Raw genomic sequence first — 16327 nt, forward strand, 5'->3', positions numbered from 1 at the left:
ATCGATAGATGTCTAGAGTCGAATTCCTTTGCCAAGTCCTCGATCTCAACGATGTCACTAGAACAGGCTGGGAACGAAGGGGTATTGAAAAACCACAGAGGGTCGCAGGCCATGTGTGGGGCGTGTCTCTTTTGACGATGTTGTTCGCTCCTGAAGCAGAAGGTGTTGATCCAGAGAAAGCGAGACAGATGGCGATCATTCATGATATCGCAGAGGCAAAGACAGGCGATATCGCTGTTGGAGAGGTACACCAAGAAGTAAGTATTTCTGAAAAAGTCGAGCGAGAAGAGCAAGCGATTGATGATCTTGTTGAAATCGCAGGTGAGCAAATTCCTGCTGTTGAACATATCCCATCTCTTTGGCGTGAATTCGAAGAAGGAGAGACTTCCGAAGCGAACTTTGTACGTGACATGGATATTATAGAAATGTGTCTTATGGCCTTGAAATATGAGAGACAGAGACGATATAATGAGGAAGTGGCCTCTGATGGGACTTATGAGCGATTAGATGGGTTCTTTGCCACAGCAAATAATGAGATTACAACTAAACTGGGGCGTGGTCTCCTCGATGAAATCGAAATAGAATACAAACAGGCGAAACCCACTGAATAAGTCATTCCAAATTTTATATTCCACCGCCATTTTTTCTGCCCTGTAAATTCTCGTCGTCCTCTTTAGAAATCGAATCGACTTCATCGAGTGCCTCGGTCGCCACATCCCCGAGTTCCCCGGCCTCGATGTGAGAGTACCGCTCTCGAACCATCTCCTCCGAGTTATCGAGATAACGAGCTGCAACCGTATAGCCGAACGCTCTAACGAGGACTTCACCCATCCCGCGCCGGCCACCGTGGGGCGCGAGATAGTCGTGTTTCGGATGGTCAATGTCGATCTCTCCGTCCTCAGAAAGTCGTTGGAGAATCGACCGTGCGCCGTCCGTCGTGATTGACGGCGGGCGAATATCCTCAGCAAGTGCCAGCAGGAGGTCGCGAGCGTACTCCTCACGGCGTTCAGTAATTGCTTCCGGACGTTCCCCTCGGTCGGCGAGTTCATCCTGGACGAGCCCTCCGAGCGTCCGTTGGTCAAACGTCGGAAACACCGGCCAGCGCTCCGTCGGTGGATCCATCAGCTGGCGGTAGCTCCGCAGTGGCGAGATCACCGGGTCGGGGAGACTCGCGGCGTCCCACTGCTGTTTCTTCCGGTAGACGTCCATACTCCCGTCGTCGAGGGAGAGGTCCTCCCAGCGGACACCGCGCCGGCGTGGGTCGTTCGGGTCCCGGAGGAGTTCCCCAACACGGACGGCGGTGTACGCGAGTACGAACACGAGCGCCCGGTCGCGTGCCGCCTTCAGAGCTTCGTAGCGCTCTCTCTGCTTGTCGAGGGGGGCAGTATCCGCCGGGAGTGTCGTGTACGTCTCGATGGCGTTGCGAGCCTGCTCGTCGACGTGACGGGTGAGTTCGTGACGCTGTTCGGACGTCCAGGCCTGCTGGTCGCCGGGCTTACGACCGTCGTCCTCGGGCAGCGGCGCCATCGCACTTGCCCGTTGGGCGTAGTGCGCTTCGAGATACCCCTCGTTGACGCACCAGCCGCACCACGCAGAGATATAGCGATAATAGGTTTGTACCGTGTTCTGCTTGAGTCCCCGATCTCCGGCGAGGTGACGAGCGTACTCTCGAAATATTCGTTCGTCGAGGTCCTCGAACGCCGGCTCTCGGTCGACGCCATCGGGAACGACTCCCGTCCAGTCATCGCGACCGCGGTCGCCGGCGGCCCACTCGGCGAACCGCTCAAGCTCACGCGCTGCGTTCCGTCGATAGTTCCCGCCGTCGCCACCGCGACCCTTCCCCTTGTCTTGGAGATACCGTTCGAAGGAGCTCGCAAGCGACCGATCAGCGCGTTCTCGTGCTGTCATGAGTCCTCGTTCGAGTACTGATACTTCGGACGAACATCCTCGAGGAGCGATTCGATGATCTCCCAGAGGATCAGCGACGGGGTCTCGTGTTCAAACGTGATTCCCCAGCGATCCTCCGCATCGCCGGCTGAATACTGGAAATGCGTTCGTCCGAGATCTGGATGGTCTTCGTCCTGGTGCCAGCCAGCGTGAAATCCCGTGTTCGGGTCGGTGTAGTTGATACGGAACCAATCGTGTGGGTCCTGTCGATACCACTTAATGGACAGTTCCGGCGACTCAGGCCCTGTCGAAGGAGAAAGGCGGGCCGGATCAAAACGGGCCCGCAGCTGCTTGGCCTCGATATCATCAGGAACGAACTCGACCGTCGTGATCTGTGGTACACGATCGAGGACGTCCCGCTTCAGCTGGGCGTAGAGGTTTGCGTTCGGGTCGCCACCAGGATGCGGGACCGACATCCGTCAGCTACTGGCCTCGGCAGGCTCGTTCGTTGGTGTAAGGAAGTCCCATTCGCGGATGGCGAAGCCGACGATGTCGATGCGCCGCTGGAGGTGTTCCCACTCGCGGGCGATCTCACGCCGGCGGTCTTCTTCGTCGGCGTCGAGCCCCTCCTCGGCGAGCGTTCCGCGAAGCTGATTCGGCGACTCGACGTCGAATTCGTCCTCCCAGTCGCGGATCTGCGCCTTCATATCGGCGAGCCGGTCCGTGAGTTCCTCGACAGTGTGCCCGCTATCCCGGAGGCGCATCGCCTCCTGCATCGCCTGGCGGCGGTAATCGGGGTAGTACGTCGTGTGAGTACCGCTGTCGTCACTATGAAGGATACCATCGTCGACGAGTCGTTCGAGGACGCGCTTGGTCGGCTCGTGTGACCAGCCCGCTTCGGAGGCGATCCAGTTGGCCGTCCGCGGCTCCGACAGCTGCCGGGCGGCCATCCGAACTCGGTCTTCACCCGTGGTCTGGCGCTCCATCAGACCCTTGGCGTTCGATTCGTCTTCGGTCATACGTTACTGTTCACACTCCATCTCCATATAGATTGAGGGCCTTCGTTCTATATCGAACTGCTAGATTCCGCTCGTTCTTCGACGTAGCTAAGCGGAACCACAAAAACTCGAAGCCCGGTCTCGGCGGCTCTACCCTGGGGGAAGCGCCGTTCTGAGCCGATTGCAGCATTCGTGCTTACCCGACGGCGTCGGGGTACTTCAAAGTGGTCGTGATTATTCGTGTAATCATGTCCAACTAGAAATTTGCTCTATTTCCTCCAAATCAACGTCTGAAGGCCCTTACTCCAAGAAATCCAGCAAATCGTATTTTAATAAATCGTATATCGCTATACCATTTTTCTGCCGTGCCGGGGACCGGCATTGGTGAATATTCGAGAGCTGGCCCTCGACAAGTACAATTACTATCTGGAGTATCTGGTATGCAAACATTCATTCTATCTAACAACCATTGGATATGCGGTAATCGCACTATGTCCCCCGAGAAACTCCTCCAATCTCTCTTTGACTCCCGGGTTCAAGCAAGTGCCAGGCCCTCTAACCGAGGGCGGCATCCGACGCGTATCCGGGTCCTACAAGCACTCCAAAGGGGGAACCTCTGCATCCCCGATCTCGCAGAAAAGTCGGACGTAACTCGCCAAACTGCCTATCGAGCGGTTGCTCCACTCGACGAAGCGGGACTCGTTCGCGAGCGGAACGACTGCTTCACATTGACCTGCTCTGGATCGAGGATGCTGCAGGCATACCTCCAACTCGATGACGAAGTTACAGTCGACTCGCTCGCCCGCCTCGCACGGTCACCACACCAACAGTGGCTGCTTCAAGCTCTCGGAGAAGAGGCAATGAGAAAGTGTACTCTCGTCGAGCGCGCCCGTAATGAGGGTGGACCCTCTCGAACGACGATTCATCGAATGATCACCAGCTTGCAGGAAGACGGCTACGTCGCTCTTCGATCGGGTACCTACGGACTATCTGAAACGGGTGAGTTACTCCGGGAGTCATTCGAACACCTTCACGATATCGCCGCACGAGCCATTGAAAACCGGAGCTTTGTTCGCTGGCTGCCCGCTGAACTCGATTCGCTCCCACTCGAAGCCCTCGAGAATTTCGAGCTTATCCACAATACTCCGGAGCAGCCTCACAACGTTCTGAACGCGTTCGTCAGCGGTGCTGGAATCGATTTAGAAGCGTTCCGGGGCATGGGCGCCATTCGGAGCCCCGCACTCGATCAGGCATATCGACCGGTCGTGAAGCACACTCCCAGCGTCACCGTCGTATTCACCGACGAGGTCCTCTTCCAATTCCACGGTGACCACCGGTTCGTCGACTATGCGACTCAGTTCGATTATTCTGCGTATCTCGAAGATGGCCTCATCAGACAGGATGCACGACTGTTGTTCGTTCCCGGGCCAATCCCACTTCACCTTGCGATATACGACGATTCGCGCGTGATCATGGCGCCTGCCCCATCGACTGGAGTTACGGAAGCCGAATCGACGGCTCTCGAATCATCTGACTCCTGTATCATCGAATGGGCACTCGGCCTCTTCACCGCACACCTCGAGGATGCTCGACCACCGATTCAGGTATTTCAGGAACACGCGGCAACCCTGAGCGGGGATAAGGACGGACACGAACGCCTGCTTCGATCGTTGACACCACAGAAGAAGGCCAGATGAACTGCAGAAGGGATTGTTCCACAACTCGTTACACTGTCTGTGGAGTTGCTCTATTTAGCGTTGCTCGCGTCTGAATCTTCATGGCCGAAAGACAATCGCAATCTAACACGGCCACTCCCGATGGTCCCTCCGCAGTCGAGAACGAACCCCATCAAGGACCACCGCGTCAGGATGGGAGTCATGGCTCATTCACCAGAGAGAAGTGGTACAGCGTGACGTTTTCGGTGCCGTGGATCGTCCGTGGGGCAGAGACGGGGCAGGATGCGATCAATATCGCAGTTAGTGAAGTCGGCAAGCGCATCACCTCCGCCAGCGATCGAACGAGAAACTGCAATATCAACGTCCAGAGCTTGGGGTGCAACGACTGTAGCAGCAGGACAGACGCCCTGCTGTTGGTCTCGAAGACCGCTCTCGTCGGTCTCCTCGTGACTCTCGATGTCCAAGCTGCGTCTGACGAGGAAGCTGAGCGAACCGCTCGAAGAGAGATCGGCCCTCACTTGGAAGACACACCACTCACCTCGGTCGACATCTCACGAAAGTAGCGCACCAACTGACCTCCAACGCTGACAACATTAGAAACGTTAATAGCGTTATTAACATTTTTGCTATTTCTAACGCTAGTAGTGTTGGAACCAGATAGCAACCACCTCATAGAGCGTGGTCTTAGACCCATTAGAGACGATATTAGCGCCAATAGTGTTAGAAGCGTTATTGACGTTAGAAACGCTAATAACATTAGAAGCGTCAGACATCCGGCTGACCAACGTTTTTAGCGTTAGAAACAGTCGAAACGGATAGAGCATCAGAAATGTCGGAAACCACCCCACCAGAGGTAATCGCAGTATCGTTCCAGAAAGGCGGAACAGGAAAGACCTTCACCGCACTCAACCTCGCGGGTGGCCTCGCAGCACGCGGATTCGATGTCCTCCTTATCGACCTCGATCCACAGGGGTCGCTCACGGCTAACCTCGGCAAAAGGGAAGTCTACGAGGACATCGACCAGCTGTCACTGGACAACGTTCTTCTGGACGTGAACAAGTGGTCGCAGATCAACGAAATCATCCTCTCCGACCACGAGGAGTTCGATCTCATTCCGTCGAACACGACGTTCAACGGGAACAAGACACCACTCGATTCGGCTGATGCCGGTGAGAATCGACTCGGCAAGGTCATCGAGCAGATCGACCACGAATACCATTTCATCGTCTGTGACTGTCCTCCTGATCTCTCTGCATACTCGAAGAATGCGGTTACGGCCGGCGAGAACGTCATCGTCCCGATGCAGCCGCGTTCAGAGATGATTCACTCGGCCAATCTTCTGTTTGACCACTACGAGACGCTGGGGATGATGCACAGCCTCGAAATCGAATATCTCGCGTTCACGATGACCTACGACTCGACGAAGCTCACCAAGGAGAAGCGGAAGGTCATCGACTGGTTCGAGGACACGTTCGACGAAAAGGGCGTCCTCGTCGACGACCGGGCAGCCTTCGACCGAGCGAAATGGAACCAGGCGTCGATATACACGCACAGTGAGGCTGTCAAAAACGACCAGTTCCCCGTGTTCGACCAGGTCGTGCAACTTGTTCTCGAGCAGACATCACCGCCGGATCACGACGTCGACCTCGAACACGCACGGAACATGAGCACGGAAGAACTCCGGGACCGCATCAAGGAGGCTCCTGAAGCATGAGCGATCTCGAACAGGAAATGGAAGAGACGGCCGAGCGGGCAAAGGCACTCGGTGTGAGTGGGGGTCAGACGACGGATCCGTCTGAGTTAGTCGAAGAAGGCGAGGAGGAAGTGGCTGACGAGCAGGACGGCGATGAAGCGGAGAGCGACGAAGTGGAAACAACAGAAGCGTCTGCAACATCAGAAACGTTAGAAACGCAAGACACGGTAGAGACAGAAGACGAAGATCAACGAGAACCAGGCGGCCTCGATGAGCACGTCTATCCAAACCCGGATAAGGATCTGGGGTCACTAATCGACACGTACGAGAATTTCAACGTCTACGTGCCGCCCGAAGTGAAGAAAGAGGTCAACGCATTCTACAAGCAGCTGGACTACGAGTTCTCCCAAGAGTTTGGAGACGAGCTCGACAAGCACTGGGACTTCTACACGGCACTCTTCAGAGCAGTGCTACAGAATCGGGAGATCGTTAGAGAGGAGTTGGGGATGAGCGAGTCTGAGTAGGAGGTAGCGAGGAGGGAACTTACAGAGAACAGCACTACGAAAGCCGAACGGGGGATTCGGTTATATTGAGAGAGTTAAGCAAAGGTTCTCGATCTCAGGAGCAAGCGAGATGACCTGTGCTTTTCGTTGTAACTCCTGCCGGCGTTGATCGATGCGATCTTCGAGTTTCGAGAGTCGATCCCGCTGTCTTCTGATTGCGATGTCCATGTCCGTCCCAGCTTCTGCCTTCCGCTCGTAGTCGGCGATGAACGTCTCAATCCGTTCCCGTTCGGATTCCGCATATGCTTCAAGATCTTCAAGTTCTTGTTGTGTCTCTTCACGCCTCCGTTTCTGGAGCTCGTCTCGACGTGACTCGACTCGTTGACTGATGTATCGGTCAGCAGACGAACGCATCTCACCCTCGTTTTCTAGCAGGACCCGAATCGGCTCTTCATCGGGCGAACCTTTGATGCTATCCCCATCGACAACTCGCTGTCCGAGACGCTCTTGCGGATCATTGTGTGCTGCATCGACGAAGACTGGGAGGATCTCTTCACGAATCACTTCGCCAGTACCGTCCTCAAATCGGACTCGGTAGTTGTAGGTGATCCCAGGGTCGTCGACGAACGGGAGCATCTTGAGACCAACCGCACCCTGTTCGCCGTTGAGGACACACTGCATCAACTCCTGAACCAACCGAGCGTCTGGAGAGATATATTCGATGTCGTCGTGATCCATCGCGAACTCGCGATTGAATGTGAATGGACCATAGGGCTCACCATCGGTGGTTCGACTGAGCTCATCGGGTAACTCGGCCCGAAACAGATTCGTACCGGCTTTCTCGACTTCGCCGCCAAGTGCCCCAATCCCACGTTCGAAGAACTCTCGAATGTCAGCCTCGCTGCCGTAGACGTCCTCGGATTGGTCCATCACTTCTTGGATCTTCTCCCGGCTCTCCTGGTCGAAGGTACTCGTGTCGACGAGACTGCGTTCGTACCACTCCTGGAGCGTCCGCTGTCGTTCGTCGATGAGTTCCTCGAGTTCCTCTTTCGTCGCACTCGCTGGTTCGTCATTCCGGATGGACTCCATGATGAGCGAATCCACGTCGATGTCGTCGAGCATCCCGAGGACGTCAGCTGTGTTTCCGAGCTTCCCCCGGATGTTCTCGACTTTGTCCTGAAGCATCTCGAAGATCTCACCTTCACGAGTATCCTCGAACGTGAAGTTCCACACCTTCACTTCCTTGTCCTGGCCGTACCGGTGGAGGCGACCGATCCGCTGTTCGAGCCGGTTCGGATTCCACGGCAGCTCGTAGTTGACCATGATGTGGCAACTGTGCTGGAGGTCGATCCCTTCGCTCGCCGCGTCAGTCGCGAACAGTAGTCGAGACTGTCCGTGGTTGAACTCGTCTTCGATCTTCGCCCGGTCCTCTTTGTCGACATCACCGTGGATGGTTAGAATCTCGTCAGCCCAGGGTTCGTCCTTCACGAGATCGAGAATGTAATCGAGCGTATCCCGGTACTCGGTGAACAGCAGCACCTTCTCGTTCGGGTTCTCCTCGAGTAGTTGCTGGATGTACCGACGGACTTTCTGGGCCTTCGAATCAACCGGGATTCCTTCGGCGAGGGAGACGAGGTCACGAAGCGTTTCGATCTCCTCTTCGAGTTGGGCGTCGCTCTCGGTGATGGTGAGCCCTGCAAGCTCTTCCTCTGCGTTCTGCTTGTCTTCTTCGTCGAGGTCTTCGCCTTCGAGGTAGGCAGTGGCCTCTTCGGAGAGCGAGGTCGCAGTCGATTGCTGGTCGACCAGGTTCGCCAGTCGGCGGCTTAGGGTGGCTTTGATCGCTCCAATACTGCTCACGAGGCGCTTCTGCATCAGCGCCATCGCGAATCCGACTGCAGGCTCGTTGAGCTGCTCCGAGCGGTTGTAGACGTGTTTGACGTACTCGGTGACTGCTTGGTAGAACTGCCGCTCTTCGTGAGTCCGCTCGACGGGAATCGTCCCTACTTCGCGATTCGGGAAAATCCGTTCACCATTGTCGTCGTAGATCGTTTGCTTGCCGCGACGCATCATCACGCGGTCGACGGCCTCCTTCGAGAGTTCCTGATCTTCCGCGACGAGGAACGGGTCGATGTATTCGACGAGCGAGCGGAAGGCGTCTCCCTTGCCGTCGTGTGGGGTCGCACTGAGGAGTAAGAGCGAGTCGGAATTGTCTGCGACACGTTCCACCATCTTCGAAGTCTTGCTCGGGGACTCGCCACGTTTGGCCGCCTTGTGCGCTTCGTCGACGACGACAACGTCCCAGAACGCATTGTCGAGTTCGTCGCGGAATTCCTCCTGACGCAAAAACGCCATACTCGCGACCATCTGCTGGTGGTCCTGGTTCCAGATGTTCGCCTCCTCACCCAGCCGGCGGCGCTCGCCCTCGACCCACTGTCGGTCGCCAGGCGTCAGAGAGATATCGAAGAAGCGGTCCATATCCCGAATCCACTTCTTCTGGAGATGGGCAGGGACGACGAACAGCACTCGATCAGCTCGGTTGCGTGCAGTGAGTTCTTTGAGGATGAGTCCCGCCTCGATGGTCTTCCCCAGCCCGACGTCGTCAGCGATGAGCGCACGCTGGCGGAGCTTCTGCATCACCCAGTTGACGCAGGCCAGTTGGTACGGCTCCAGGCGAACCAGCGAGTTGGAGATGCTGAGCAGTTGCCCTTGCTCGTGAGCGATCTGAAGCTGGAGGGCCTGCGAGCGTAGGTCGAACCACTCCGCCGAAACGGCGTCGTGATCCGGATGGAGTTGCCCGGCGGTCGCGGTATCGAGTGCGCCGAGCTGTTCTCGCTTCGGCTCGACGTTCACGTCGTCGATGCAGACGGTCTTCACACCGACGTTCTCGACGTAGGCCCTGAGATAATCGAGATCGCCGACGGAGTACGTCTTGATGACCTCGGCGGGCTGATCGTTGAGGAGAATCGCGTCCCCGGGTTCGAGGTCATTCATAGTTGGTTATTCTTGCGTGATCGTGACGAAGTTCAGGACGAACTCTTGCGGGAGGACGCCACCGTGGTAGAAGCGAGCATCCGGGAGCCCCTGATTCCTGAACCGCTGAATCGGGTCGGTCAGGATGCTGATTCTGGCATCGTCGTCGAGGTAGCCCAGGTGCGTGTCTTCGTCCAGCAAGACCCCAGGTGCGTCGTCGTCCAGGTCCGCGCCGGCGACCCACCGGCGAGTCACCTTCTCGGCGTTGCTCGGTGGGTGTAGATCGTCGATGTCGACGTGCCGTGGAAGTGAGACGAAGCCGTGATCTGAGAGGATGTACGCACGGTCCCATTCACCTTTCCGGAGCTTCTCGGTGATGATCCGGGAGATGGCGTCGATGCGGTCGCTGAACAGCTCCTCGAAATCCGTAAGTTCCTTCTCGCCGGTCTCGTCGATGTCGTTCCAGTAGTAGGCGACGCGCGTGTTGCTCCAGCCGACTTCGTCATCGGCGTCCTGCATGATGTAGCTCCAGCCGTCGTTCTCGAGGAGCGTCTGTCGGCGGTGGTTCGTGATCTTGCGTCCGTTCCGTTCGGGAACGAGTTCGCCGTCCTGCAGTTCGATGTTGAAGCTGAACTTGCTGCCGGGGGTGAGCGCGGCCTTCCCGAACTCGGTGTCGGAGGGAAGGGTTCCCACCCACTTGCTCTCGTCAACTTCGAGCTGGGGAAGCTCGCGCCGGATGGACTCCGCGAGTTCGTGGGCGAGGTCGAACCGTAGCGCGTCGACGATGAACAGTGCGACACTCTGGCCGCTCTGGAGGTGTTCCTGCTCCTCGGCGAAGAACTGGTGGGCGTGGTTCTCGCCGACGAACGGCGAGCCCGCCTCGATCTGGTCCTCGACGAGATCGCCCAGATCGGTCAGGTACTCCAGGTATCTGGATTCGACCAGCGACGAGCGGAGACCCTCGAGTTTCGCGGTGGCAGGATGCTCTTCCGGAAGGGCAGTCTCCGGTTCGCCGGAGATAATGAGGTTGAACACGGCGTTGTCGATCTGCCACGTTCCCTCCTCGACGTCGCCGTACAGCTCCACGACATCACCAGTATCGCTGCCTTCCTCCCAGGTTTCGAGTTCGTTCGCGAGCGTCGCGATGTCGATGGCCTGGTCCCAGAGCTGTGTCCACGGAACGTCGCCGTAGGTCGCGTCGAGGCGCTCGTGGCGTTTTTCCGCTTGGGTTGCACACTGCTCGTAGTCGCCGGCGTGGAACGACTGCGTCCACTCGTCCCAGAGGCGGTGTTCGAGCGAGGCGTCGACGGGACAGTCGACGAGTTCCCACGGGTCGTCGTAGGTACGGAGGACGTCGTGCCAGAACCGCTGGCTTGGGTCGAGATAGACGCGAGCCAGTTCGTGCTTGCGTTCGGTCTTGCTCAGGACGGAGCGGAGTTCCGGTCTGGAGACGCCGAACCCGCTACTGGCCTCGGGCTGGTACTCCTGAGGGAGCAGGGATTTGTCCAGTCCCTCGTCGACGAGCCACTCCGCGACGGCCCAGCGTCGCGTTCGTTCGACGATGGTTTGGGCGTCGCTCACGCTTTCGACGGCAGCCACGCCGTTGTCGACCAAGAGATCCCGAATCTCGATCAGGTCGTCGTCACCAGGGAGGCTCTCGGTTCCGTGTTCGAGGACGAACTGGACGGGGTCGTCGTGCCCGTCGAGGACGATCTTCGTCTGGAGGCCCTGGAGCGATGGAAGGCCACCTTCGCCGTTGAGTTCTTCGTAGAGTGTCTTGGCGACTTTCTCCCGGTCGTCGGCGTCTTCGTAGGCTGTTCGAATCGTCGCCGCTTGAAGCCGGTCGTTCTCGAAGCATCGGGCTGCGAGCTTCCCAATGTGCTGTTCGATCACGTCGCCGGTGTGCTCGACGTCTTTGAACCAGTCGACGTCGTCGCTGCTGGCCTGTGGGACGTACCAGACGGTTCGGTCTCGTGGAGCCGATGCGCGAAGTTCTAGCGGCGTCTGTTCGGCGGCTCGAAATTCACAGCCGAGTTGGCTGCTGGTGTTTCGGACGATGTCGCGGAGGTAGCCACCCTCGTCCCACCAGAGGACGACTGGCTCCTCGTCTGGGGCTTCGTCGATGGCACTCTCGATAGCGTCCTGAGCGCACTGGGGGAGTGTCTTCGTCGCAGGCATGATTAGAGGACATCATCATCGACGGTTTTGGGAACTATTTCAGCCTGTGCGAGTGGTGTGATATTGATTTCAACGCCGTGCTTGTGGTTCGGTTGGTACCCCGCAGTTGTGATCTCCGAGAGCGCGCGGTCGGACCAGTCCGACGAAATCTCAGAAGAAACCACCTTACAGTCCTCGGAGATGGATTCGCCGAGCTCGATGTACTCGTCCAGATCACTCGCAAGCTGCGAGATCAGCCGCTGTCGTCGAGAGATCCCGGCGCTGTCAAGACGGGCCTGGTCGGCCTGTTCGAAGTTGTCGAAGTAGTACGTCATGTAGAGGATGCCATTGCTCGCGAAGTGCGAACTTCCGAGGAGGTCGTCGTTGTAGTAGTCAAATAAGTCATAGAGGTGTGCTTCAACGGGCTGATCTGGGTCCGCAGCGTAGGCATCAAACGCTGCCTCGAGATCTTCCAGCGCCTCGATCCACTCCCCACGCTGGTTCTCGACCTTTTCGTAGAAATTCCCGGTGAACAGTTCACCCATATCGACATCTTCCATCGCCGCAAGTTCGTCTACAATCTCAAGACGTTCTTGGGTTCGACGGCGGAACTCAGCAACACGCTCTGCGGCTGCATCGGCGGCCTGTTGTTCCTCGGTCGACCACTGTCGAGGTTCGGGTTGAGCCAACTCCGCAAGTCGATCCTCCAATACCGCTATTTGTTCGAGACCGCTTTCACACCGAGCGTACTCTTCGGCAGCCTCGGCCTGCTCGCTCGTCGAGAGCGAGTCATCACTCCGACGTCGATTTGCGGCGCTACGGCGCTCGCGAAGGAGACTCTTCCGGGGCTCAAGATAACGGTTCTGTAAGCGGTCGAACACTCCTTCATCGAGTTGATGATAATCAACTAGACAGCCAAAGCCCTCGCCTTCCGAGTCGGAAACGAGCCGCTCAGTGGTGAAACGCCAGAGGATGGGCTTTAGGTCGAACTTCGAGACATGGTAGTCGAACAGATCCTCTTCGAGCCACGTCCGGAGATTGGGGTAGGCTTCCTCGTCGGCACTTTGGCTACCGAGTAGACGGTCAATTTCGGCAAGTCGTTCATCGGCATGCTCACCGAAGACACGCTCAAACTCACCTTCAAGCCGCGAAAGTAGGTCATTTTCGCTGTCAATGGCCGAGAGTGGGACGACTCCGTCATCACTCTCGTGGACTGTCCGGAGAGTGAAATGGAGAAGTAGGTCCTTCACAATCTCGGGGAAGTCGTTACCCGGCTCCGTAATGGAGCCGGGATTGTACTCCTCGCGCTCTTGCGGATTTTCGTTAGTACGAAGAGTTATCTCTTGGAGAATTGTCCTGCGTTGTTTCTCGGTGATGTCGAAACAGTTGAAGACAGCTTCATCGATACTGTCAGCGCACTTTCGTAGATTCGCCTCGATTCCTTCGAGATGCTTAGCCGCCGCGATCCCCAATTTCTTAAGTGAATCGGAAGTGTCAACACTTTCATTCGGGAGGTCAATCGATATTTCGTCCCGGAGGTCTCGGTGGGGATGTTCGTATTGCGGAAGAGGATCGTCTATCCCAAGAATGTCGAGAAGTACTGGTCCGTTATAGTACGGTGAAACGAAGTCGTACTGCCTTTGTGAGACGAGATGCCCGACAGCCTCCTGTGAGAGGGGTTTGAGAATCTCATCCTCTTCCAACTCCTCACGCCAGGGTAGCTTGGAAACGTATCCGACTTCCCACTGCCTGTCGGGAGTTTGGCATAGCATAAGATATGTTACCAAGTTACTGTTCGCATATGACAGCACGTTCCAAGTATTTCTTTTCGGAATATAGGCACATCCGGCACGTCCGAATATGGATTCTGGGTGAAGATACCCAAACCTCTTTCCACTTTCTTTCATATACGTATACGTTAGCGCTTCTTTAAAGAAATACTGCGTATTCTGGGGCCGAGACCCTTCGTATCGGCGTATTTCTTTCCCAGATTTTCCCCAACCTACAGTGAGATTCACTTGGGGCAATATCCACGCATCCTCGCCTCCTTTCGCGAAGGGCCTCCAGTAGTCGTAGTTCGGGCTCTCCCAGAAGGTTCGGACAAACCTGTCGTTATTTCCAGTTTGGAGGCCAACTTTCGTCGCTCCTAAACTATTCCTGTTATCTAGACCACTGTTTTCACCGTCGAAAACGGTAGTAGATTCGTATAAGGACCGGAGAGAACGAGGTGCCCAATAAGAAAGGGGGCTTCCTGGGATCATCTCGAATTCAGAAACCGAGCGGGTGTACTTCCGATCTATCGTCGATTCATCATTGTGGAAGGCTGCATTTACGAATTCGTGTTCCTTCCGTTGAGTGTCGACATCGTGGAGTCGGAAGAACGTCCCTGTGGGGTCTTCCTCGCCGCTGTCTCCGACGCGAACAACCGTTCCGGCAGTTCGAACTGTCGCATTATCCAGAACGTCGTTCCCGTACTCTGCCAAGAAGTCGAAAGATCCAGAATCACCAATGAAATCCTCTCTGAAATTCTGGAAGGTCGATTTGAACATGAACGTCCGGGGGACAATCATACTGACTCGGCCATAGTCCGAAGTCAATCGACCACAGGCTTCGAAGAAAGCTATGTAGTACTCTGCAGCGTACCTGTAGTTATCACGGACGTAATCGCGCACTGCCGCTGGCATCCGTGCTTTTGACCCGTACGGCGGATTCATTAGCGCAGTATCGTAGTCCTGAGTTAACACCACCAGTAGATGTAGGAAACTTCGGAGATTCTGCTCGCCAAACGAATCGCTCGTTCGGTCCTCGACTGCTCGCCGAAGCGCTTTCAGAAATGAATTCAGCGACTGGTGAGCACCACCGTTATAGTCACTGAGTTCGGCTTGCGTCTTACTAGAGTCGAATGCTTCCTCAAGAGTCCCGCTCACGTCTAGAAGACTCCCTAGTGCCTCAGTGTGCTGGAATGTCTCGATGACGTTGTCCAGCGCCTCCCGCAAGTCACTCCCTTCGCCGGTGATTTCGTCCAGGATGTCGGCGGCCTCCTCAACCTCGGCAACACGGGCGTCTGCACAAACGATACCGACGTTAGGCATCTCGAACTGCCCATTTTCCGCCTCAGTGCGCGTCCTAGCCTTGAGATAGAGGTTGAATGCCGAGAGCTGACAGGAACGCAGGTCAATATCGACTCCGAAGAGGTTGTGCTCCAGCACCTTCGCCGGGATCTCTGCTCGATCCAGATCTGTCTCGGCCCACCATATGCGCTCGAGAATATCGAAGGCATACAGCAAGAAGTGACCGCTGCCACAGGCCGGATCAATGACACGCAGCTCTCGCGGGTGGTCGAAATCGGGGGCGTCACCGGGCTCCTCGTCCGGGATGAGATACGTACAGAGTTCCGGAACGTTGGGGGCATTCGCCGGCGTAACCAAACGCTCTTTTCGCTCTTCGAGAGAGAGGGCTTCGAGTTCCGGGATGGTGTCCTCTTGGTCGGTCGCTTCAAGATAGAGCTTCCCGAGTGAGTTGTCTGTGAGCATCCTGACGACCCAGTGAGGCGTGTAGAACTGATTAGCAGGTCCAATATCCTCCGGTTCGAGTTTGTTTTTCGCGTCGAGTTCCTCGACGACAGGGCGATTGTAGTATTCGTAGATCCAGCCCAGGATGTCGTCTGCTCGCCAGACCTCATCGGGAATCTCGTCGAGCATCCCGCAGAGTTCCTCGAAAGTGTCGTCGTCAGGGTCAATCAGACTGTAGGTCGATGACCGATCGAAGAGAATCTCAATTTCGTCGGCGAGCTCATCACAGGTATTGTGATATGCAGCGAGAATCGCTTCATCTTCCAGCAGGAATTCTTCGTGGACCAGCGTCTCAGCAGCGGGTGTCAGTCCATTCTCTTTGAACACAGTGACTTCCTCGTCAATGAAGTCACGAACCTCCATACACCGCAGTGCCGCTAGACGATTGACGATGGTGTATCCAACACCAGCGATGTACTTCTCGAATGCCTCTTCCCAGGTGTGACCGTCGACACCCTCTAAATCGATAGCTTCAACGAGTTGCTCAATATCTTCATCCAGGGAATCCCTGTCCTCTGGCTCGTCGTCCAGTCCTTCCTGCGTGAGTTGAAACCGAACGTTGTCTTCGACGCGACTCCGTAGGTCCTCCACGACGTCTTCGAGATGTTCACGTTCGGCCTTGTCCAGTTGCGCCTTCTGTTGGGAGAGAGAATCACTTTCCATGCGAAGATGACCTGTATGCTACTTTCCACTGACAGCAGTGACTTCAATGTTGCCGACGCCGGCCGCAATCTGCGATCAATCGCCAGAACCAGTGGGGTGGGTATCTTCGTTGGAGATGATTGGCAAATCGACGGTCCAGCCATGATACCCTCGACATCCCAGGAGGTTGGTGAACCTATCTCAGCTTCCCTCAGAGCGGATGTTTCTT

The 16327-nt window shown here is 56.3% G+C and carries 11 protein-coding genes and 1 pseudogene; 6 read left to right on the plus strand and 6 right to left on the minus strand.

Translation table 11 applies throughout. The features are described 5' to 3' along the window. Positions 1-8 precede the first annotated feature (8 nt). Positions 9-611, plus strand: coding sequence for an HD domain-containing protein (locus DVK01_RS19280; protein ID WP_121538323.1), 603 nt, complete (start codon positions 9-11; stop codon positions 609-611). Between the two features lie 13 nt (positions 612-624). Here the strand turns inward: DVK01_RS19280 and DVK01_RS19285 are convergent, their stop codons facing one another. The 3 genes from DVK01_RS19285 to DVK01_RS19295 are packed head-to-tail and all read right to left on the minus strand — an operon-like array spanning position 625 to position 2906. Continuing rightward, complete coding sequence (locus DVK01_RS19285; RefSeq protein ID WP_121538325.1) at positions 625-1908, minus strand: phage integrase SAM-like domain-containing protein; 1284 nt, start codon at positions 1906-1908, stop codon at positions 625-627. After that, positions 1905-2363 carry a hypothetical protein gene (locus DVK01_RS19290; RefSeq protein ID WP_121538327.1) on the minus strand — a complete coding sequence of 153 codons (459 nt, stop codon included), beginning with the start codon at positions 2361-2363 and terminating at the stop codon, positions 1905-1907. The genes DVK01_RS19285 and DVK01_RS19290 overlap by 4 nt, the downstream gene beginning before the upstream one ends. A gap of 3 nt (positions 2364-2366) precedes the next feature. After that, a complete protein-coding gene (locus tag DVK01_RS19295) occupies positions 2367-2906 on the minus strand; it encodes a hypothetical protein (protein WP_121538329.1) in 540 nt (179 codons plus the stop codon). Positions 2907-3376: 470 nt separating this feature from the next. Between DVK01_RS19295 and DVK01_RS23030 the strand changes: the two are divergent. The 5 genes and pseudogenes from DVK01_RS23030 to DVK01_RS19315 form a co-directional block, all read left to right on the plus strand. Next, a pseudogene (locus tag DVK01_RS23030) lies at positions 3377-3586 on the plus strand (winged helix-turn-helix domain-containing protein); the annotation flags it as partial. Between the two features lie 159 nt (positions 3587-3745). Next, entirely contained in the window at positions 3746-4582 is an 837-nt protein-coding gene (locus DVK01_RS19300) for a hypothetical protein (protein ID WP_233562815.1), read from the plus strand. A gap of 80 nt (positions 4583-4662) precedes the next feature. After that, a complete protein-coding gene (locus DVK01_RS19305) occupies positions 4663-5124 on the plus strand; it encodes a DUF555 domain-containing protein (protein ID WP_121538333.1) in 462 nt (153 codons plus the stop codon). Positions 5125-5390: 266 nt separating this feature from the next. After that, positions 5391-6275 carry a ParA family protein gene (locus DVK01_RS19310; RefSeq protein ID WP_121538335.1) on the plus strand — a complete coding sequence of 295 codons (885 nt, stop codon included), beginning with the start codon at positions 5391-5393 and terminating at the stop codon, positions 6273-6275. Continuing rightward, entirely contained in the window at positions 6272-6778 is a 507-nt protein-coding gene (locus DVK01_RS19315) for a hypothetical protein (protein ID WP_121538337.1), read from the plus strand. Before DVK01_RS19310 ends, DVK01_RS19315 begins: the two co-directional genes overlap by 4 nt. Before the next feature lie 60 nt (positions 6779-6838). On the opposite strand, the gene DVK01_RS19320 is transcribed toward DVK01_RS19315, so the two are convergent. From DVK01_RS19320 to pglX, 3 genes are read right to left on the minus strand one after another with little or no spacing between them, the layout of a single operon-like run. Next, positions 6839-9748, minus strand: coding sequence for a helicase-related protein (locus DVK01_RS19320; protein WP_121538339.1), 2910 nt, complete (start codon positions 9746-9748; stop codon positions 6839-6841). Positions 9749-9754: 6 nt separating this feature from the next. Then, the gene (gene pglZ / locus DVK01_RS19325; RefSeq protein ID WP_121538341.1) at positions 9755-11905 is read right to left on the minus strand and encodes a BREX-5 system phosphatase PglZ; all 2151 of its coding nucleotides are present in this window, start codon (positions 11903-11905) and stop codon (positions 9755-9757) included. A gap of 2 nt (positions 11906-11907) precedes the next feature. Then, a complete protein-coding gene (gene pglX / locus DVK01_RS19330) occupies positions 11908-16119 on the minus strand; it encodes a BREX-5 system adenine-specific DNA-methyltransferase PglX (RefSeq protein WP_121538343.1) in 4212 nt (1403 codons plus the stop codon). Between the last annotated feature and the right edge of the window lie 208 nt (positions 16120-16327).

It is taken from the genome of Haloarcula sp. Atlit-120R, assembly GCF_003665885.1.
GTDB lineage: Archaea > Halobacteriota > Halobacteria > Halobacteriales > Haloarculaceae > Haloarcula > Haloarcula taiwanensis.

Coding starts and splice junctions, on each gene's coding strand:
- DVK01_RS19295 (WP_121538329.1), bottom strand. CDS start 2,906: ATGACCGAAGACGAATCGAACGCCAAGGGTCTGATGGAGCGCCAGACC.
- DVK01_RS19285 (WP_121538325.1), bottom strand. CDS start 1,908: ATGACAGCACGAGAACGCGCTGATCGGTCGCTTGCGAGCTCCTTCGAA.
- DVK01_RS19305 (WP_121538333.1), top strand. CDS start 4,663: ATGGCCGAAAGACAATCGCAATCTAACACGGCCACTCCCGATGGTCCC.
- pglZ (WP_121538341.1), bottom strand. CDS start 11,905: ATGCCTGCGACGAAGACACTCCCCCAGTGCGCTCAGGACGCTATCGAG.
- DVK01_RS19320 (WP_121538339.1), bottom strand. CDS start 9,748: ATGAATGACCTCGAACCCGGGGACGCGATTCTCCTCAACGATCAGCCC.
- DVK01_RS19290 (WP_121538327.1), bottom strand. CDS start 2,363: ATGTCGGTCCCGCATCCTGGTGGCGACCCGAACGCAAACCTCTACGCC.
- pglX (WP_121538343.1), bottom strand. CDS start 16,119: ATGGAAAGTGATTCTCTCTCCCAACAGAAGGCGCAACTGGACAAGGCC.
- DVK01_RS19300 (WP_233562815.1), top strand. CDS start 3,746: ATGAGAAAGTGTACTCTCGTCGAGCGCGCCCGTAATGAGGGTGGACCC.
- DVK01_RS19310 (WP_121538335.1), top strand. CDS start 5,391: ATGTCGGAAACCACCCCACCAGAGGTAATCGCAGTATCGTTCCAGAAA.
- DVK01_RS19315 (WP_121538337.1), top strand. CDS start 6,272: ATGAGCGATCTCGAACAGGAAATGGAAGAGACGGCCGAGCGGGCAAAG.
- DVK01_RS19280 (WP_121538323.1), top strand. CDS start 9: ATGTCTAGAGTCGAATTCCTTTGCCAAGTCCTCGATCTCAACGATGTC.